General features: G+C 40.6%; 19 protein-coding genes. 9 read left to right on the top strand and 10 right to left on the bottom strand.

The genetic code is table 11. The features are described 5' to 3' along the window. Window positions 1-9: 9 nt before the first annotated feature. Window positions 10-480 carry a hypothetical protein gene (locus G6Q48_RS07705; protein WP_166265516.1) on the bottom strand — a complete coding sequence of 157 codons (471 nt, stop codon included), beginning with the start codon at window positions 478-480 and terminating at the stop codon, window positions 10-12. A gap of 390 nt (window positions 481-870) precedes the next feature. Then, window positions 871-1,341, bottom strand: a complete 471-nt coding sequence (locus G6Q48_RS07700) for a multidrug/biocide efflux PACE transporter (protein ID WP_166265513.1) — start codon at window positions 1,339-1,341, stop codon at window positions 871-873. A 109-nt stretch (window positions 1,342-1,450) separates the two neighbouring features. On the opposite strand from G6Q48_RS07700, the gene G6Q48_RS07695 reads away from it, so the two are divergent. Together G6Q48_RS07695 and G6Q48_RS07690 are read left to right on the top strand one after the other, a co-directional pair. Continuing rightward, a complete protein-coding gene (locus G6Q48_RS07695; RefSeq protein WP_102139989.1) occupies window positions 1,451-2,311 on the top strand; it encodes a LysR family transcriptional regulator in 861 nt (286 codons plus the stop codon). Window positions 2,312-2,490: 179 nt separating this feature from the next. Continuing rightward, window positions 2,491-2,970: a DUF4822 domain-containing protein gene (locus tag G6Q48_RS07690; RefSeq protein WP_102139988.1), complete on the top strand. Its 480-nt coding sequence runs from the start codon at window positions 2,491-2,493 to the stop codon at window positions 2,968-2,970. A 67-nt stretch (window positions 2,971-3,037) separates the two neighbouring features. Here the strand turns inward: G6Q48_RS07690 and yegD are convergent, their stop codons facing one another. Continuing rightward, the gene (gene yegD / locus G6Q48_RS07685) at window positions 3,038-4,390 is read right to left on the bottom strand and encodes a molecular chaperone (protein WP_166265510.1); all 1,353 of its coding nucleotides are present in this window, start codon (window positions 4,388-4,390) and stop codon (window positions 3,038-3,040) included. Window positions 4,391-4,598: 208 nt separating this feature from the next. Here yegD and G6Q48_RS22515 point away from each other — a divergent pair, with 208 nt between their 5' ends. Further along, window positions 4,599-4,862 (top strand): GDCCVxC domain-containing (seleno)protein, encoded by a 264-nt coding sequence (locus G6Q48_RS22515; RefSeq protein WP_425516735.1) that lies wholly within the window; start codon window positions 4,599-4,601, stop codon window positions 4,860-4,862. Window positions 4,863-5,044: 182 nt separating this feature from the next. On the opposite strand, the gene G6Q48_RS07675 is transcribed toward G6Q48_RS22515, so the two are convergent. The 7 genes from G6Q48_RS07675 to nrfA form a co-directional block, all read right to left on the bottom strand. Next, a complete protein-coding gene (locus G6Q48_RS07675) occupies window positions 5,045-5,443 on the bottom strand; it encodes a hypothetical protein (RefSeq protein ID WP_102139985.1) in 399 nt (132 codons plus the stop codon). Between the two features lie 328 nt (window positions 5,444-5,771). Next, window positions 5,772-6,821: a heme lyase NrfEFG subunit NrfF gene (nrfF, locus tag G6Q48_RS07670; RefSeq protein ID WP_166265507.1), complete on the bottom strand. Its 1,050-nt coding sequence runs from the start codon at window positions 6,819-6,821 to the stop codon at window positions 5,772-5,774. After that, window positions 6,814-8,688, bottom strand: coding sequence for a heme lyase CcmF/NrfE family subunit (locus G6Q48_RS07665; protein ID WP_166265504.1), 1,875 nt, complete (start codon window positions 8,686-8,688; stop codon window positions 6,814-6,816). The genes nrfF and G6Q48_RS07665 overlap by 8 nt, the downstream gene beginning before the upstream one ends. A 24-nt stretch (window positions 8,689-8,712) precedes the next feature. Continuing rightward, entirely contained in the window at window positions 8,713-9,669 is a 957-nt protein-coding gene (gene nrfD, locus G6Q48_RS07660) for a cytochrome c nitrite reductase subunit NrfD (RefSeq protein ID WP_166265501.1), read from the bottom strand. Then, the gene (gene nrfC, locus G6Q48_RS07655; protein WP_102139981.1) at window positions 9,666-10,337 is read right to left on the bottom strand and encodes a cytochrome c nitrite reductase Fe-S protein; all 672 of its coding nucleotides are present in this window, start codon (window positions 10,335-10,337) and stop codon (window positions 9,666-9,668) included. The genes nrfD and nrfC overlap by 4 nt, the downstream gene beginning before the upstream one ends. Next, window positions 10,334-10,903, bottom strand: a complete 570-nt coding sequence (gene nrfB, locus G6Q48_RS07650) for a cytochrome c nitrite reductase pentaheme subunit (protein WP_166265498.1) — start codon at window positions 10,901-10,903, stop codon at window positions 10,334-10,336. Before nrfB ends, nrfC begins: the two co-directional genes overlap by 4 nt. A 47-nt stretch (window positions 10,904-10,950) precedes the next feature. Then, window positions 10,951-12,384, bottom strand: coding sequence for an ammonia-forming nitrite reductase cytochrome c552 subunit (nrfA, locus tag G6Q48_RS07645; RefSeq protein ID WP_102139979.1), 1,434 nt, complete (start codon window positions 12,382-12,384; stop codon window positions 10,951-10,953). An 805-nt stretch (window positions 12,385-13,189) separates the two neighbouring features. Between nrfA and napF the strand changes: the two genes are divergently transcribed. Genes napF through napB form a run of 6 tightly spaced genes read left to right on the top strand, consistent with a single transcriptional unit; the run spans window position 13,190 to window position 18,429 of the window. Then, window positions 13,190-13,681, top strand: a complete 492-nt coding sequence (gene napF / locus G6Q48_RS07640) for a ferredoxin-type protein NapF (RefSeq protein WP_004262238.1) — start codon at window positions 13,190-13,192, stop codon at window positions 13,679-13,681. Next, window positions 13,671-13,949 carry a chaperone NapD gene (gene napD, locus G6Q48_RS07635; protein WP_181490085.1) on the top strand — a complete coding sequence of 93 codons (279 nt, stop codon included), beginning with the start codon at window positions 13,671-13,673 and terminating at the stop codon, window positions 13,947-13,949. Before napF ends, napD begins: the two co-directional genes overlap by 11 nt. Continuing rightward, a complete protein-coding gene (napA, locus tag G6Q48_RS07630) occupies window positions 13,930-16,416 on the top strand; it encodes a nitrate reductase catalytic subunit NapA (protein WP_166265495.1) in 2,487 nt (828 codons plus the stop codon). The genes napD and napA overlap by 20 nt, the downstream gene beginning before the upstream one ends. Before the next feature lie 6 nt (window positions 16,417-16,422). Beyond that, window positions 16,423-17,133: a ferredoxin-type protein NapG gene (gene napG / locus G6Q48_RS07625; protein WP_102139976.1), complete on the top strand. Its 711-nt coding sequence runs from the start codon at window positions 16,423-16,425 to the stop codon at window positions 17,131-17,133. Next, window positions 17,120-17,983 carry a quinol dehydrogenase ferredoxin subunit NapH gene (gene napH, locus G6Q48_RS07620; RefSeq protein WP_102139975.1) on the top strand — a complete coding sequence of 288 codons (864 nt, stop codon included), beginning with the start codon at window positions 17,120-17,122 and terminating at the stop codon, window positions 17,981-17,983. The genes napG and napH overlap by 14 nt, the downstream gene beginning before the upstream one ends. After that, a complete protein-coding gene (gene napB, locus G6Q48_RS07615; RefSeq protein WP_004913351.1) occupies window positions 17,980-18,429 on the top strand; it encodes a nitrate reductase cytochrome c-type subunit in 450 nt (149 codons plus the stop codon). The genes napH and napB overlap by 4 nt, the downstream gene beginning before the upstream one ends. The last annotated feature ends 9 nt before the right edge of the window (window positions 18,430-18,438 follow it).

The raw sequence follows: 18,438 nt of genomic DNA, 5'->3' as shown, positions 1-18,438 counted from the left end.
TTCTCTTTTTTACGACTTTGTCTGGCTCCTACTTAAGTGTTGTTGTACTGAGTATTTGATTGAAGGGGATTGGTTGTTTTCGGTAAAACTCAAGGCGACAGCGGCTTTTTCATGGTCATCCATCGCTAAAAAGCTTTTACTGATACCATTAATTTTATTTGTTGATAAATTACCCGCTTTTATATGTGAATTAATCGCTGCTTGATTTGCTGCGGACATACTATTTTCATTGAAACTTAATGCAGTAACTGCTTTTTCATGCAAATTCATTTGTGCAAAAGATTTCGTAACACCTTGAATACCATTAGGAGATAAATTAGCGGCTTTTGCATGGTTAGCAATAGCCGCTTGGTTTGCATAAGCGGTATTATTTTCAATAAAATTGAGAGAAATAATGGCATTTTTATGGGCAGTTACGTCTGCTTGAGCACTTAGACTAAATACCAGTAAAAATGCAGAGGAAATAAATAATTTGTTCATCGGAATACCTTTAAATAACATTGCCTATATTTTGGACAAAATAATGGATAACTTTATATAAATAAGTTCTCAAAAATGAAGGCAAAGTATTTTTAACGCCCATTTTCACACTCTATCTTAGGTATGTTATTGAATAGATAAACTATCTAAGCTGTATTTTTATAAAGTTATCGTAGAAATAATCATTGCGATGCCGTAAATATAGGTGATCGTGTTCAATGATAAAATTGATATCTATGCAAATGATGAGTGCATAAAACGCATTCATCATTTTACATTCACAAAAGAAAAGAGAATTACTTTGGCGTCTTTATCGGTGTCTTGAAATACAAATAACGCCGTGTAGATAATAAGCTACACGGCGTTAGAATATTTAATTAATATTTTAAATTAAGAGCGTTTAACCACTGTTTCTGATACGTGTATTGTGTTCTCTTTATTCGCAAACCAACGGTCACGTAAGTTGTCATATCCGAGGTTAAATGCATAGGTATAAAATAAGAAAAAGGCAAAAAAGCCGATTTCAAGTAAGAATGCATCTAAGAATGACATTTTGAGTAAAAACGCCAACATGGGTACACCCATGATAACAAAGCTTAATTCAAAACCAATGGCGTGAAAAACGCGCACTTTGGCTGGGCGAGGCCCCTTAGACAAAGGCCAATAACGGTCAAAGATCATGTTATAAACTACGTTTAATAGCATTGCTAGTGTCGATAAGACAATCGCCACTGTTCCCATTTGGAAAATTGAGCGTCCTAAAAGCCACGCACTGACCGGTGCAGTTATTGCGATAGCAATGACTTCAAATGAAACTGCATGAAAAATTCGTTCAGTTAATGTTTTTGTATGCTTGCTCATAACTACCTCAAAGATATGGAAAATTATTTTTTGGGTAAAAATCGGGTGCAATTATTTGCTATTTTTTATATATATACAAAATGGCAGCCATCGAAAAAAGCGATACCTTATGAATTATTCTATAGAAACATTGCGTACCTTTGTGGAGGCAGCATCCTTAAAATCATTTTCTGCTGCAGCACGTAAATTGAATAAAAGCCAATCAACCGTCAGCTCAACGATCAGTGGTTTTGAAGATGATTTAGGGTTTGTGCTGTTTAATAGGCAGGGGCGTGAATCAACATTAACTTTTGCGGGTAGAAAAGTTTTGAGTTTAGTTGAGGATATTTTATCGGCAGACGAGCGTCTTCAAGCGCTAAGAGTTGAATTACTGCCAGATATTGAACCTAGACTAAGTTGTGCTTTTTCAGATATTTATCAACCTCCACATGCTGAGCATATTTTAACGACATTAGATAGGCAATTTCCACATCTTGAATTCGAATTTTTAATTGCAGAAAATAATGACGTTATCGAAATGATCCAAAACCAGCAAGCTCATGTTGGAATGATGGAATCCCGAACAGAATATCCTGCGGATATTTCCTTTTCTCGTTTACCTATTCAAGGTGAACTAGGTTTGTATGTATTAAATAGCCATCCATTAGCTAAAGAGAAAAAAATAACTTATCAGCATTTAACAATGACACGCCAACTACGGCTAAGCAGTAGTAGCCAAATGATTATTAATAGTGAAAAGAACTGGTTTGCACCTAATTATTTACTATTATTAGAAATGGCAGAACAAGGTGCTGGGTGGGCTATATTACCGACATGGTTAGTTAAGCAATTTGGCCATAATCGTTTGGTGAGTATTAATTATGATTTATGGCCTCGAAAAATTGATGTGGATTTAGTTTGGTCTAAGAATAATCCACCGGGAAAAGCCGGTTATTGGTTGGTCAATAAGTTGCTTAATAGCCAAGATTAAGATTGTTAATGCTAAAAGTTGTTAATTTTCGATATATTTTATATTGTAAAACAATATATATTAAATGTAATAAGATGTTATCTTGTAAATAAACGTAATATAATTTTAAAAATTGGTTTTATATCGCTAATCTGAACTTAATCAAATTGTTGTTTGAGTTAATTTATTAGAGGATAAAAATGAAAAAATTATTAGTACCTACACTTTTTGCTGTTGTATCTACTATGTCATTTGCTGTTCAGGCAGCGACAACTCCAGCAGCAAGCCAATCGCAGAGTGCGGAACATAAATTAAATGCTTACGAAGAAATTATGGTAGGCAAAGTTTGGACAACGACAGAAGCTTTAGATCAAGATAAAAAAGAAGTTAATGCGGATGATAAACAAGTCGCTAACTTTTTTGGTTTAGCGGAGTATTATCCAGATGGTACATTTAATATGACCACGTTTGATGGAAAGCCTAAAATGAAAGGTGACTGGTCATTTGATGAAAATGGCAAAAGCCGCTCATTAACAGCAAAAGATGGCGATGGTAAAGTCTTATTTACTCGTGTTGTCGAAAATGTCACAGTAACCCCAGAAGAATACACATATCGTATTTATCCAGAGCAAGATAATAAAGATAAGTACTTTGATATTGTTCATAAAGTTAAGAAATAAGATTTGTATCAATAGCGCAGTCTAAATATGAATCTTATTTATTCTGCGCTATTAGTGTTTCTGTTGTTTATTTAAAACACGTTTCAGCCCAGCGTGTTAATCCTGCGGTAACGGAACCAAAGTCGTCCCCACGTACTATCGGAATATTAGGTAATTCTTGGCTAATAGCCTGGTGTAATACTGGTGAGCGAGCACTCCCGCCTGTAATGTAAATGGCATCTGGCTTGACTCCTCCTTGCTTGACTGCTTCTTTAACTAACTCAATCATTTTACTTTTCGGTGATTCAATTGATTCCACCATGTATTCATGTGGAATATCCACCTCTAGTTTTTCAGAAGTTAATTTAATTTGAGCTAAATAACTAGGCGTATCCGATAAAGCAATTTTAGCTTCTTCAGCTTTACGTACTAAGCTATAACCTAGTGTTTCATTATAGACTTCTAACAATCGAGCTATTTTTTGAGGCTCTTTTGCATCTTGTTTTAGGCGTGTTAACGCAGTTAAATTTTGTCGTGAGTAAAATTCTTTTTGTGCTTCAACATTATTAATGGCAATAGGGTTCCAAAATTGTAGAAATGGCATTTTAATACCTGATAAAGATTGGCTCTCCATCCCAAATAGCGGCATCAATTGTTTCAATGCAAGGTAAATATCAAGGTCGTTTCCGCCCACTCGTTGCCCACTATGAGCAAGTAAAGACTGTGTTCTGTCCTGTGCATTTCGATAAGTTGGCCCCATTTGGATTAATGAACAATCTGTTGTTCCTCCTCCAATATCAACGACTAGGATAATCTGGTCTTTATTCAATGTTGATTCATATTCAAGCCCCGCAGCAACAGGTTCGAATTGAAAAGCAATATGATTAAACCCTGCGCGCTTTGCGGCACGATAGAGTATTGATTCAGCTTGTTGGTTCGAGAGCTCTCCCCCTCGACCATGAAAGTTAATAGGTCGGCCAATGACAGTATCATCAATAATCTGTTGTAACCTTTGTTCTGCAGTGTCTTTTATATTTTTCATCATGGCGCAGACAAGGTCTTCAAAAAAACTAATTTGGGTATCATGTAAGCCAGATGCCCCCAAAAATGATTTCGGAGATTTTACATAATAAACATCTCTAGGGTCGCTTAAATATAAATCTAAAGCGGCTTGTCCAAATACGATGTCTTCAGGCATTAAATCGATCCCTTCATCACGGTTAAACGCGATAGATCTTTTTAAAATTTGCTGCCCGATTTCATTTGAAGGGGATATTTTGCAATGGCGAAATAAATGCTCAGAGACTGATTCTCTTGTTGGCGCGCATAAGGTTGATGGGATATAAACACTATCGCCTTCTAATGGTAATAGTGTGGGTACCCCGTTTTTCATGACCGCGACAGCACAGTTAGATGTACCGTAATCAAAACCAATAAACATTTCGCCTCCAAAATAACGATTTTGAAAAAAGGCTGAGACTTTATATCAAGCAACAATGAATTACTATTAAAAGATGGGTGATGTACGCTAGGTGCGTGACGAGGAAAACAGTATGAATTGGCACTAAATAGGGTATAAGCGCAAAGAAATCTCGATGAATTTAGTATTCAATAGATGCTGCTCTTAGCTACCTGTGTGATAAAAAATTATGGGAAAGTCGATGAGTAAATTTCATATAGAACTGAAATCAGAACTAACATGTCCAGAGTGTCATTTTAAACAAGTCGAGGAAATGTCAACAGACGCTTGCCAATGGTTTTATGAATGTAAGCACTGTGGGGTATTATTAAAGCCATTAAAGGGGGATTGCTGTGTTTTTTGTTCATATGGGTCAGTAAAATGTCCTCCAATACAAGAAGTAATGTTAACTGGAGGACTGGCATGCTGTTGTTCTTCAAAAGATATTTGTTAGTTTATCTTAATATATACAGTGGTGTGAGATAATCTGTAGATAATAATATGGTAAATATTTTTTATAGCTATCTATGTATTAAATATAAGTAATTACTTAATTGGAATTTTCTTAATATATTAATGAAGTATTAAAAGTGACTCTCGGAAATATCTTATTAAAAAACTGGGTTTTATATCTCTTTAATTATTACAATACTTATTCCAAATAACATTAAAATCATTATCAGGAAACTCTTTATCATCTCTATCTATTAATGGAATAGAAACAACATTACGCCCATCATTATGAAGGTAGGTTTTGACCACAAAGCGCTGAAATGAATATGAGTTTTGGCTAGTGAAAATAAGTACCTCACCACATACATAGCCTAGCATACCATGATCTAAGGTTTCTCTTATCTCATGATATTTAACATTTTTATATTCAGCTGTTTTGGGGAATGCTAAAAAATCCTCAACTGCTTTTTGAGATTTTTCTACGATATCTAAATCAGGTGTATAGTTACTTACAACGCCTCCTATAAAGGAAGCGCCCGCAATTAAGCCGACGACTAAAAATGAAAATATTTTATTTTTCATAGTGTTTATTTCTTATGTAATTATTTTTGATATCCCCAAAGAATGCCAAAATATATAAAGGAAATGAAATATTCCGCACTTAAGCTAAATTTAATTGTTAATTTCACTTAGGTGGATATACTTGAATTACATTTGGGGTAATTAACTGGAGCCAATCTAACATAAGATTATTTGAAGTAATATAGAAGGGAAACAATGGTAATCAATAAGAAACGAAAAATTACACATTTAAATAAATAGACATTTCATTAAGGGATATTTAATCACTATTGTGATAATTTATTATGTATTAATCCCTAAAGTAACAAAGTTAATAATAAAAATAAGATTAGCCTTTTTTATTCTTCATTATTTTTGCCATATGAATAGCTTCAATGAGCTGAGAGCGATTAATACGGGAACTATTACTATCTAATAACTTTTGCCAAATATCAATTGCTTGCTCATAATTTGCATTCATAAAGGCATCTGAAGCGACTAGCATCAAAGCAGTAACTTCTTGATTATCAATCTCTAATGCTTTATTGATTACAACTCTAACATCATCTGTTAGGTGTTGGCCTGCTTGATAATATAGTACGGTTGCAATAGCGGAATATATTTGAGCATTTTCCCCTCCATATTTTAGAGCTCTCTGATAAGCAATCAGTGCATTATCATAACTATTTTGATAGAGATAATATTCACCTAGTGTAGCCCAAAGCTCACTGTTTTTAGGTGATTGGCGAATATCATTTTGCAAACGTAATAAATCATTTTGTTCTTGCTGTAATGGTGTGAATGATAGCAAGGGATCGGAAATACGTTGGTATTCCTGATAGGCTAATTCAAATCGAGGTGAGAAAAAGTAACCAACAACGACCGACACAATGAATATGGTAAGTACTTTATTAACATGCTGTAGCCGGACAGCTGATGGTGTTGTTGTATCTGAGGATAATAACTGTTCGGATATCTGTCGATGGCTAAAGTTGTTCTCTATGATCCGTTGTTTATGTGACCGGTTGAATTTGAACGTTAAATAAAAAATTCCAACTAAAGCAATTCCAGGTAAAACCCAAAGCAGGGCAGTTCCAAAAGTCAGCGGTGGATTATACAGTACAAAATCACCATATCGCTCGGTCATATAGTGCATAATTTGTGCTTTATCTTTCCCTTCAGCGACCATTTTGAAGACTTGATGACGCATACTGACAGCTGTCGGGGCATTAGATTCGAGTAAGTTTTGGTTTTGGCACTGAGGGCAACGTAATTGTGAGGCTATCTGCAAAGAATATTCTTGTTCTTCAATGGAATTAAATTGCCACACATCAACAATTTGAGCATTGGATATAAAAGAGCAAAATAGGAAAAAAAGTGCGAATAGAGCTTTAAGCATTTCTTATCCTCCTTTTTATCCAGCTTATTAATAGGCCAAAACACATCACAAATGCACCGCTCCAAATCCATTGAATGCCATCTTGGACGTAAAGACGTATTGCATAACTATTTGCTCCCGTTTTCTCACCTAATACCGCATACCAATTACGTAGCCACCCCCAATATATACCGGGTTCAATCATTAATTGCTGACGAGCGGTATAAAAGCGGCGCTCAGTGATTAACTGGTGTAACGGTTGATCCGCTTTGCTAATTTGTATGATGGCTTTTTCGGTTGTGTAGTTAGATTTAGCACCAAGCTGCAGCTCGTTGAATTGAAATTGATAACCTGCGAGAGAAATAGATTGCCCAATAGAAAGACTAACACTGGTTTCGTGGTGGCTACCAACTGACAAGGCAATGCCAGCTGCAAAAATCACAACCCCTGAATGAGCAATAAGGGATGGGAATTGTTGTCGAATAGCGTGCATAGGACGTAGCCAAAAGATAAGCAAAATTGCAAATAAAAAGCCACAAGAAAGGGCGATAATAAGCCCTTTAGGCCAAAGAAAGAAGCTTAATAACATACTGGGAAGTATGATTAAAAGAATACGCCATCGGGGTTTAATGCGAGTTTTGTTCTGCGGGTAAATGGCACTGACCGCCATTATAATTAGCATCAAAATACCAAATGGTAATAATGTTTGATTAAAATAAGGTGCCCCAACCGATATTTTTCCCCAACCAAATAATGTGTAAATCATTGGGTAAAGTGTGCCCGTTAGGACAATAAATAATACGGTTGAAAATAGGATTAACGTGAGTAATAAGTAAAGCTGACGGCGATTAATGTTGGTTGGTGAATCATCAATATTTTTAGCTTTCCAGCCATATATACATAAAGCACCGAAACTCAGAAAACTGAACAATAAAAAGAGGGGAACAGCCCTAACGTTATCCAAAGCAAACGCATGGACAGACATTAAAATACCTGAACGGACAATCAGCGTGCCCAATAGAGATAAAATAAACGTGAGGATCGCCAGTAGTATTGACCAATGGCGATAATGACCTGTTTTGTATGTAACGCTGAGGCTGTGGAGTAACGCGGTTGCACTTAACCATGGCAACAGCGACGCATTTTCTACGGGGTCCCAAAACCACCATCCTCCCCAACCAAGTTCGCTGTATGCCCACCATGACCCTAAAGTGATACCCAAAGTGAGTATGCACCAACTAGGAACGACAAAGCGCCAACAAAGTCCTGAAATAGTTTGGTTAAATTGCCCGCACAGCGTGGATGCAAGTGCCAAGGCGGTCACGACCATTAACCCGCTATAGCCTAAATAAAGTAGCGGAGGGTGCAATATTAGCCCCCAATGTTGCAGCATTGGGTTGAGATCTCGTCCTTCTATAGCGGGTGGGAAAATGCGTACAAAAGGGTCGGAATAAAAGACGATAAACAGTAATAATGCTGCACTAATAATGGCAAGTAGGGTTAATGTGAGGGGAAATACAGGGTGAGTTTGCCGACGATAACGCCAAGCAAATAGACAACTCCAAGCTGAAATAAACAGCAACCAAAGAAATATTGACCCTTCATGGCCTCCCCATACTGCCGCAATTTTAATATATAGTGGCGATAACCTGTGACTATGCTGCGCCACATATACGACAGAAAAGTCACTTTGAATAAAACTGATGGTTAAACAAAAATAAGCAACGAGTAAGAAAAGAAATTGTAAGTAGGTCCAAAGGACATTCCGAGGCATTTGCCTCGGAATATGGCGTAAAAAACCAATAACTCCACATGATGCTTGAAAACAGGCAATACAAAGTGCCAATGTTAGGCAGAGAAAGCCAATTTCTGGGAGTATTAGTTCCAATGATTACCCTTATTGTTGAGTGAATTATGCAACGGTCAACTGCCCTGCGTATAACACAAAAAAGCGTAAGCAGAAGACACCCAGTAGGCTTGCACCACTGATAATCAATACTCTTACTGCACCTTGCCCTTTATCCATCCATTTTTTGAATAGAAGAGGAATAATAAAACCAAACCCAACAACGCCAATCCAAAACCACCAAGTCCAGAAACCACCACCTAATGCGGCAATTAATGAGCGAATTTTCCCATCGTCTCCTAATGCTAGCCCGACGAAAAAGGCCGCTAATAGGAATATCTCCAACCAAATCACAAAGCCTTCGATACGATGTAAAAATGCGGTTTCAGTATTATGGATATTTTTACGATAGCGCAATGCGATTGCCATTAACGATACCGCGATACCTGAAGATATTCCTGAGAATAGGAATAAAGCCGGTAATAATGGGTTGTTTAAGAATGGATAAGATTTTAATGCTGAAAGTAAAAAACCAGTATAAGCCCCAAGCAAAACAGCCAATATTAGCATTACAATATCGAGAAAACGCATCGCACGGTTTAGTAGGGTTAATACTCTTGGGATCAGCGTCAATTTTGGCAGCCATTTTTGCTGTAAAACAATGAGCTCTTTTTCATAGATTTTAGCCAGCCAAATAACAAGTACCGCCATATATACTTGGAATAACATCACCCCCATCGACATCACTGAAGTTGGGCTGTAATGAAACATTAATTTCCAAAACGTCCATGGACGCGTTAAATGGAGAATTAAGATCAATAACCCAAAGATGATCGTGGTCGGCGCCAAAATCAGTGTTGTGCGCATGATTGTGCTATCACTGCCAGCCGCAGTGGGATAATACTGGCGCATAAGCACCGCAAGCACCACGAGCCCAGCTGAAATACCAATTAAAAATAAGTAAACCGCAATGGGCCAGTCCCACACTAAGGATTCAAAATGGAAAGCAGAAGCTGTTGTCATTGGCTAACCTCCCCATATTTGAACGGAACCCGATACATTTTGGGGTGAGTACCGAGTGCAATTTTGAATCGATAAGTCGGTTTTTCTTTTAGCATCAACGAAATATCGCTCTTAGGGTCATCTAAATTACCAAAGGTTAATGCTTTGGTCGGGCAAGATTCGACGCAAGCCGGCTGCTTACCCTGTTTTAGATTCGTTTTACGGCAGAAATCGCATTTATCTGCGGTTTTATTGATGGGGTGAATAAACCTGACGCGATAAGGGCAGGCCGCAATACAATATTGGCAGCCGACACATAAGTCGGGGTTGACATCAACAATCCCTGTCGTTTTATCAATAAAAGAGGCACCAGTAGGGCAAACATCGACACAAGGTGCACTTTCACAATGTTGACAGGAGTGGCGAAAAAAACGGTATTTAACATCAGGAAACTGGCCAATAGGCTCACTACGGATGATAGTTAACCGCGAAACACCTTCCGGCACTTGGTTAACCTCTCGGCATGCATCCATACACGCCGTACAGCCGATGCACAGATTTTCATCGTGCACCATGCCGTAGCGAACGCCATCTATTTTCATGGTGTTAGCTAGCGCATGGCTAGCAACTCCTCCTACCGCCGCCAGTGCTCCTGAGTAAATAATGAATTGACGACGAGAACAACTCATGGCTGCTCCTTACGCAATTTCACCGCTGCTGGGTTGAAATCAGGGTTATTGCGTTGGTCTGAGTGACAATCGACGCAGATTTTTACTTTGCCCTTATCAGTCAGTACCTTCATGGTGTCTTGTTTCGGGTGAAGGTCATGGCAACTTGCGCAGGCCACTTTGGTGACGTGGACATCATGAGGCCAGAACGCTTTTTGCAGTTGTTCTGGCAAGTGACATGATAGACAGACACTGTTTTGTTGCTCAACGGTATATATTGGGTTGTTAAAGCGCATGACATCTTTGACGCCTTCACGGTGATCAGGCCCTGGGTTACCGTGGCAATTGGTGCAAGTTACGGGTAAATTATTGTTAGGGTTAATCACTTCTGCGTGGGTACCATGCATGCCTTCTTGGTCAGGCTTATGGCAGTCTAAACAGGCTTTGTCAGCACTGCGTTGCTGCGTAACAACCCAACGGCCTTCTGCATTTTCTTGGGCCATTTGTGGGGTTGTGGATGCGGCTGTTGCCCATAATAAGCCTGTTGCCAGCACCCCAGCAGTTAATAACGAACGTAGTACGCTCATATTCACTCCATTGGTTGTATTGCCCCATTATTTGGGGCAAATCATGGTTATTTGGCTAATAGGTCATTTTTACGAGCTTGTTCATCCCACTGCGGAACCACAGTTTTTAAGAACTCTTGTTTCTCCGCATTGATTTTTTGCATATCTAAACCGATAGCTTGTTGCGCTTTTTCCTTAGTTGAAATATCTGGAATGGCAATTTCATGGGTGATGCCTTTTGAACCTAATAGACGAGCGAGTTTGGTTCGTGCATCTGCGGCTTTATCCATCGAACCACCTAACATGCGCAAGCCTTCATCTGGTGCATGCATATGAATACCGTGGGAAGCGATAGCTAAATCCCAACGCCATTGTGCATGACGAATATCAGTTAAGATTGGTTTCATTTCATCTTCTGTTGCGCCTGCATCCCATGCGGCTTTCGCTTCAAAGTGAGCTCGAACCAATTGGTCTTCCGCTTTGATTTTCATCTCTTGGATAGCGACTTTACGTTCAGCAACGACATCTTGCAGCTGTTGTTTGCTCTGGGTATGGCAAGTGCTACAGGTTTGTTCGAAATTGTCGAATGGGTTACCAATTTTATGGCTGGTATACAGTTCGCCTTTTTCGTTTTGCAGTTTTGGCATATGGCAATCAATACAGGTCACATTATTTTTGCCATGAATACCTGCACTCCAAGTCTCATATTCAGGGTGCTGAGCTTTCAGCATCGGTGCTTTCGACAATGAGTTGGTCCAGTCAGAGAAACCAACATTGTCGTAGTAAACTTCCATCTCTTCGACTTTGGTGCCGTTATCCCATGGAAATTTCACGGCTTTTTTATCGCCAGAGAAATAATATTCCACGTGACATTGGCCACACACCATGGACTGTTGGTCGAATCGGCTGGCTTTATCAAACGGTTTGCCAATCGTTTCCATTGCACGCTCCGCATAAGGGCGAGAAAGCGTTAGCTCTGGTTTGCCTTTTGCAAAATCTGCAGAATCTGTTTTATGGCAGTCAGCGCAGCCTAAAACATTAACCACTTCAGGGCCACCTTTTGCCCACTTACCTTCGAAATAACCATCTTCGCCATGTTCTTGGATTAGCCTCGCCACATCGGGACTTTTACAGCTCCAACATGCCATCGGGAGCGGGCCATCTTGGGCGTCTTTCGGTGCACCGGTTCGTAAGGTTTCACGGACGTCGATAATGGCATAAGCGTGGCCACGTGGTTTGTTGTAGTCGCGTGAGAATGGGTATCCAGCCCACAGTACGACTAAGCGAGGGTCTTCCGCTAATGCATCTTCACGGTTTGATTGCTCGGATGTTGCTCGCCAAGAGTGGTATTGATCAGGGTGAGCAGCTTCGAAAGTTTCATTTCGAGCGTTAATAGTGGATGTACTATCTTTGGTAGGAGTTTGAGCATGAACAGAGGTAAAGAGAAATATTCCTGCAACCAGACTCAATAAGCATAGTGCATTATTTCTTATGTTTGCCATAAAAAGGGCCTCGAGTAATTTTAGCCAGTCATCCCTTCATTTTTCGAGTTGTTTTTGTATTGTGACCTATGACTCGAACTATTTTGGGTATCTTTTTGTTATTTAGGTTTGATAGTAAGCGCACAGATACTATCAAGACATTGCTAATTTATATGTGTAACAAAAAACCACACTAAAAATATTGTTTTTGATCAAGAGTTAATTTGGAATAAGGAAATAGAATGTGAAAAAATAATAAAAAATAGGTATTATTGAAATTGATATAGTTATTTTTTAATAGTTCTAAATTGTTAGTTCCAATAATTAATTAGTAATGATTCTTATTTTGACACTCTACATTTGCTTGTTGTAGCTTATTGATTTTTAATTAGATTTTTATCTTTAATATTTCTGGGTTATTTTTAAAAAAAAGTGACAAACAAAATTTGTTTAATATCAAAAAAAATGCATATATTTTTTTGCTAAATGACATTGCATATACCACTTTAGTGGTAGCTTTTGGTTGATGTTATAATTTAAAAAATTAAAAATTGAGTTTAAATTAATAATCCACATTAAAAAAATGTTAATAAATAATTAAAAACCCCTATTCCTTTATCATTTTAAGGCTGTTTTGAGGTCATGCATAGCAAATAGCGTAAATCTGGTTATTTCTAGTCGTATACGGGGAATTACCTCTTTTACCTACTTGGTAGTATGTATTTTTATAGCTGCTATCGTTAATATTTCTCATAAATACACATATAAAAAATGCGGTTTATCAATACGTTTTAGTTTTTTTGTTGGCAATGTAAAGGAAAAAAACATGGTTGATCTCACCCGTCGGGGAGTATTAACTGGTGCGTGGCGCAGCGCGGCTCCAGTGGTTCGGCCGCCATGGAGTGGTAGTGAAACGCAATTTATTGAATTGTGTACCCGTTGCAATGCCTGTGTTGAGAGTTGCGAAACGGCAATTATCCAACCAGGAGCAGGGGGCTACCCTGTTGTTGATTTTAAGCGTGGTGAATGTACATTTTGCTATGCATGTGCAACAGCATGTCCAGAACCTATTTTCCTTCCAAAACATTCCCAACCTTGGGATATCTCAATTTCGATTGGCCAAAATTGTCTTGCTTATCTTTCGATTGAATGTCGTCGTTGCCAAGACAGTTGTGAGCCTGAAGTCATCTCTTTTCGTCCGTCAATGGCAGGTATATACCAGCCAAAAGTAGAAACACCAGGTTGTACAGGCTGTGGTGCTTGTGTAGCAGGTTGCCCAGTTTCAGCCATTACCGTGGAGCATGAACATGCACAGTAACTATCAAGTGTGCAGTTTAATAGTACAAGTAAAAAGTGAGCGACTGTCTACTGTGGCCGAAGAAATTAATCAATTTTCTAATTGTGAGGTGGCGTTAAGCGCCCCAGAAAACGGAAAGCTGATTGTGGTTGTTGAAGGGCAAGGTAGTAGAACGTTGTTAGATACTATTGATTTAGTACGCGATATTGACGGCGTACTAGATGTTTCGCTGGTTTACCACCAGCAGGAAGAGCAAGGTGAGGAAGATTATGAAACTCAGTCGTCGTAGCTTTATGAAAGCCAATGCGATAGCGGCCGCTGCTGCGGCGGCAGGTATTGGCGCACCGAGCATTGCGAAAGCAGTGGTTGGTCAACAAGAAAGTATTAAATGGGACAAAGCCCCTTGCCGTTTTTGTGGGACAGGCTGTGGGGTACTGGTGGGAACTCAAAATGGTCGCATTGTGGCCAGCCAAGGTGACCCAGAAGCGCCAGTAAACCGTGGTTTAAACTGTATCAAAGGGTATTTCTTACCAAAAATCATGTACGGAAAAGACCGTTTAACGCAACCAATGTTGCGTATGAAAGACGGTGAATATGACAAAAATGGGGAGTTTACACCGATCACGTGGGAACAAGCCTTTGATGTTATGGAAGAAAAAGTCAAAACCACATTAAAAGAAAAAGGCCCAGAAGGGATCGGTATGTTCGGTTCGGGCCAGTGGACAGTTTGGGAAGGCTATGCAGCATCAAAACTGTTCAAAGGTGGGTTCCGTTCTAATAACTTAGACCCTAATGCACGCCACTGTATGGCTTCTGCGGTAGTGGGCTTCATGCGTACTTTCGGTATGGATGAACCAATGGGCTGTTATGATGACATTGAGCATGCTGACGCGTTTGTCCTTTGGGGCTCAAACATGGCAGAAATGCACCCAATCTTGTGGTCTCGTATTACTAACCGCCGTTTGTCTAACCCTGACGTGCGTGTTGCCGTGTTATCGACTTTCAAACACCGTAGCTTTGAATTAGCAGATAACGGCATCGTCTTTACACCACAATCTGACTTAGTGATCCTGAACTATATTGCAAACTATATTATTCAAAACAATGCAGTTAATCAGGAATTCCTCGATAAACACGTGAATTTACGTCGTGGTGCTACAGATATCGGTTATGGATTACGTCCAACTCACCCACTCGAACAAAACGCGAAAAATGCAGGTTCTGATGCATCTGAGCCAATGACGTGGGATGAATATAAAGCCTTTGTTGCGGAATATACTTTAGACAAAACCGCAGAAATGACGGGTGTTCCAAAAGATCAGTTAGAAGAGTTAGCTAAACTTTACGCAGACCCTAAAACTAAAGTGGTTTCTTACTGGACCATGGGCTTTAACCAGCACACTCGTGGTGTTTGGGCAAATAACTTAGCGTATAACCTGCACTTACTGACAGGCAAAATTTCTCAACCGGGTTGTGGGCCATTCTCATTAACAGGCCAGCCATCCGCGTGTGGTACTGCACGTGAAGTGGGTACGTTCTCGCACCGTTTACCTGCTGACATGGTGGTTACCAATGAAAAACACCGTGAGAAAGTCGAAGGTGTGTGGGGACTACCCGCTGGGACGATCCCTGAAAAAGTCGGTTTACACGCCGTTGCCCAAGACCGTGCTTTAAAAGACGGTAAATTGAATTTTTACTGGGTTATGTGTAACAACAACATGCAAGCGGGCCCGAATATCAACCAAGAGCGTATGCCTGGTTGGCGTGACCCACGCAACTTTATCGTGGTTTCTGACCCCTATCCAACGGTCAGTGCGTTAGCCGCTGACTTGATTTTACCGACGGCAATGTGGGTAGAAAAAGAAGGCGCTTACGGTAATGCGGAACGTCGTACTCAATTTTGGCGCCAACAAGTTAAAGCACCAGGCGAAGCGAAATCTGACTTAATGCAGATGGTGTTGTTCTCAAAACGCTTTACAACGGATGAAGTGTGGCCTGAAGAGTTACTCGCGAAAAAACCTGAATTACGCGGTAAAACGTTGTATGACGTGTTATTCGCTAACCAAGCGGTAACAAAGTTCCCTGTGAGCGAGTTAGCAGAAGACCAACTTAACGATGAATCACGTGAATTAGGCTTCTACTTACAAAAAGGGCTATTCGAAGAGTACGCAGGCTTTGGTCGCGGTCATGGTCATGACTTAGCGGATTTTGATGACTATCACAAAGCGCGCGGTATCCGTTGGCCAGTGGTTGATGGCAAAGAAACTCAGTGGCGTTACAGCGAAGGAAATGACCCTTATGTTGAAGCTGGTGCTGGCTATCAATTCTACGGTAAACCCGACGGTAAAGCGGTAATTTTTGCACTGCCATTTGAGCCTGCAGCTGAATCGCCAGATAAAGAATATGACTTATGGTTATCAACAGGTCGTGTTTTAGAACATTGGCACACCGGTAGTATGACTCGTCGTGTTCCTGAACTACACCGTGCTTTCCCTGAATCTCTAGTGTTTATTCATCCAATCGATGCAAAAGAGAGAGGTTTACGCCGTGGTGATAAAGTCAAAGTGGTTTCACGTCGTGGTGATGTGACAACAATTGTTGAAACACGCGGCCGTAACAGACCACCAAAAGGCTTAGTTTACATGGCGTTCTTTGACGCTGCGCAGCTAGTGAATAACTTAACACTGGATGCAACCGATCCGCTTTCAAAAGAAACGGATTACAAAAAATGTGCCGTTAAACTGGAAAAGGTGTAATTGCTCATGCCCCAGAAAGCTAAGTCTCAACAGGCTAAGTCCCAGAACAGCCGTCGTCGCTTTTTACGCGATGTCGCCCGCACTGCGGGCGGGTTGGCGGCTGTTGGTGTGGTGCTGGGGCTTCAGCAACAAACGTCCCGTGCGAGTGGCGTCAAGCTCCGCCCGCCGGGCGCCCTTGATGAAAAAACATTTGCCAGTGCATGTGTCCGTTGTGGGCAATGCGTTCAAGCCTGCCCGTATGACATGTTGAAGTTAGCGACATTGGCATCAGGCTTGGCTTCTGGAACGCCATACTTCATCGCTCGAGAAAACCCGTGTGAAATGTGTGAGGACATTCCTTGCGCTAAGGTTTGCCCAAGTGGCGCATTGGATAAAGACATTGAGTCGATTAACGATGCACGCATGGGGTTAGCCGTTTTACTCGATCAGGAAAACTGCCTGAATTTTCAAGGGCTAAGGTGTGATGTATGCTACCGCGTATGTCCACTGATTGATGAAGCCATCACATTGGAACTGGAACAAAACCACCGAACCGGTAAGCACGCGCGCTTCTTACCCACAGTCAATAGCAACTACTGCACCGGATGCGGTAAATGTGAACAAGCCTGTGTATTGGAAGAGGCAGCTATCAAGGTATTACCAAGGTCGTTGGCAAAAGGTGAGTTAGGGCACCATTACCGCTTTGGTTGGCTGGAGGGTAACAATGGCGAATCGTAAACGTGATGCCGGACGTGAAGCTCAGGCAAAAAAAGGCTGGTGGCAAAGCCACAAATGGTTGGTGTTTAGACGCATAAGCCAATTGCTGGTGTTAGCGATGTTCCTAAGTGGGCCTTGGTTTGGGGTGTGGATTTTACATGGTAACTACAGCAGTAGCTTATTGTTAGACACCGTACCTTTGACTGATCCCTTAATTACGTTAGAGAGCTTAGCAAGTGGTTACTTACCGGGGATCTCCGCGCTAATTGGGGCTGCTATCGTATTTGGGGTTTATGCACTGTTGGGTAAGCGCATTTTCTGTAGTTGGGTCTGCCCTGTAAACCCAGTGACGGATGCCGCAGCGTGGTTAAGACGTAAGTTTGATTTTAACCAGTCTGCAACCATACCCCGCAATATTCGCTATGTATTGCTGGTGGTGATCCTGATCGGCTCTGCGATTACAGGCACCTTACTTTGGGAATGGCTTAATCCCGTTTCATTAATGGGGCGCAGTTTAATTTTTGGTTTTGGCAGCGGTGCATTGGTTTTAGTTGCACTGTTTTTATTCGATTTATTAGTTGTGGAACATGGTTGGTGCGGTCACCTTTGCCCATTAGGTGCGCTATATGGCGTAGCTGGGTGTAAAGGCGCATTGGTTGTTACAGCGGAAAATAAAGAAAACTGTAGCCGTTGTATGGACTGTTTCCACATTTGCCCGGAGCCGCAAGTTCTGCGCGCACCGGTCCTAGATAAACAAGCTCCAGCGCAGATATCAGATAAGGATTGCATCACTTGCGGTCGTTGCATCGATGTTTGTTCTGAGGATGTTTTTAAAATAACACTAAGATGGAGTTCGGGAGCGAAATCATGAAAAATCCTGTCCTGAAAAAGACGATCAGCCGTTGGGTGGCTGGAATGGCCTTTGTTGTAAGCAGTCTTGTTTGGGCTGCTAATGGTGTAGACCTGACCCAATCACCAGAAGTATCCGGTACGTCAGAAGGAAGCATTCATATTCCGAAAGAGCAAGAAAGAATGGCATTAAACTATGTGAATCAGCCACCAATGATCCCACATAGTGTTGAAGGTTATCAAATTACCACTAATACTAATCGTTGTTTGCAATGCCATGGCGTGGAAAATTATCGTACCACAGGGGCACCAAGAGTTAGCCCAACGCACTTTATGGATGCAACAGGCAAAGTCCTCGGCGAAGTCGCACCAAACCGTTACTTCTGTCTACAGTGCCACGTGCCGCAATCAGACACAGCACCGATTGTTGATAACACATTTACCCCATCCAAAGGTTTTGGGAAATAAGGGGGAATT

Source organism: Providencia sp. M-27 (genome assembly GCF_011077905.1).
GTDB classification, from domain to species: Bacteria; Pseudomonadota; Gammaproteobacteria; order Enterobacterales; family Enterobacteriaceae; genus Providencia; species Providencia huaxiensis.
The sequence above is the reverse complement of the archived record's forward strand: the minus strand, read 5'-3'. Positions and strand labels throughout refer to the sequence as shown.

What these genes read in the sequence shown, in the direction of transcription:
- napD (WP_181490085.1), top strand. Translation starts at nt 13,671, where the DNA reads ATGCACAGTAACTATCAAGTGTGCAGTTTAATAGTACAAGTAAAAAGT.
- G6Q48_RS07695 (WP_102139989.1), top strand. Translation starts at nt 1,451, where the DNA reads ATGAATTATTCTATAGAAACATTGCGTACCTTTGTGGAGGCAGCATCC.
- G6Q48_RS07690 (WP_102139988.1), top strand. Translation starts at nt 2,491, where the DNA reads ATGAAAAAATTATTAGTACCTACACTTTTTGCTGTTGTATCTACTATG.
- G6Q48_RS07700 (WP_166265513.1), bottom strand. Translation starts at nt 1,341, where the DNA reads ATGAGCAAGCATACAAAAACATTAACTGAACGAATTTTTCATGCAGTT.
- nrfA (WP_102139979.1), bottom strand. Translation starts at nt 12,384, where the DNA reads ATGGCAAACATAAGAAATAATGCACTATGCTTATTGAGTCTGGTTGCA.
- napG (WP_102139976.1), top strand. Translation starts at nt 16,423, where the DNA reads ATGCCCCAGAAAGCTAAGTCTCAACAGGCTAAGTCCCAGAACAGCCGT.
- nrfF (WP_166265507.1), bottom strand. Translation starts at nt 6,821, where the DNA reads ATGCTTAAAGCTCTATTCGCACTTTTTTTCCTATTTTGCTCTTTTATA.
- G6Q48_RS22515 (WP_425516735.1), top strand. Translation starts at nt 4,599, where the DNA reads ATGGGAAAGTCGATGAGTAAATTTCATATAGAACTGAAATCAGAACTA.
- napF (WP_004262238.1), top strand. Translation starts at nt 13,190, where the DNA reads ATGGTTGATCTCACCCGTCGGGGAGTATTAACTGGTGCGTGGCGCAGC.
- nrfD (WP_166265501.1), bottom strand. Translation starts at nt 9,669, where the DNA reads ATGACAACAGCTTCTGCTTTCCATTTTGAATCCTTAGTGTGGGACTGG.
- nrfC (WP_102139981.1), bottom strand. Translation starts at nt 10,337, where the DNA reads ATGAGTTGTTCTCGTCGTCAATTCATTATTTACTCAGGAGCACTGGCG.
- G6Q48_RS07705 (WP_166265516.1), bottom strand. Translation starts at nt 480, where the DNA reads ATGAACAAATTATTTATTTCCTCTGCATTTTTACTGGTATTTAGTCTA.
- napH (WP_102139975.1), top strand. Translation starts at nt 17,120, where the DNA reads ATGGCGAATCGTAAACGTGATGCCGGACGTGAAGCTCAGGCAAAAAAA.
- napB (WP_004913351.1), top strand. Translation starts at nt 17,980, where the DNA reads ATGAAAAATCCTGTCCTGAAAAAGACGATCAGCCGTTGGGTGGCTGGA.
- yegD (WP_166265510.1), bottom strand. Translation starts at nt 4,390, where the DNA reads ATGTTTATTGGTTTTGATTACGGTACATCTAACTGTGCTGTCGCGGTC.
- G6Q48_RS07675 (WP_102139985.1), bottom strand. Translation starts at nt 5,443, where the DNA reads ATGAAAAATAAAATATTTTCATTTTTAGTCGTCGGCTTAATTGCGGGC.
- nrfB (WP_166265498.1), bottom strand. Translation starts at nt 10,903, where the DNA reads ATGAGCGTACTACGTTCGTTATTAACTGCTGGGGTGCTGGCAACAGGC.
- napA (WP_166265495.1), top strand. Translation starts at nt 13,930, where the DNA reads ATGAAACTCAGTCGTCGTAGCTTTATGAAAGCCAATGCGATAGCGGCC.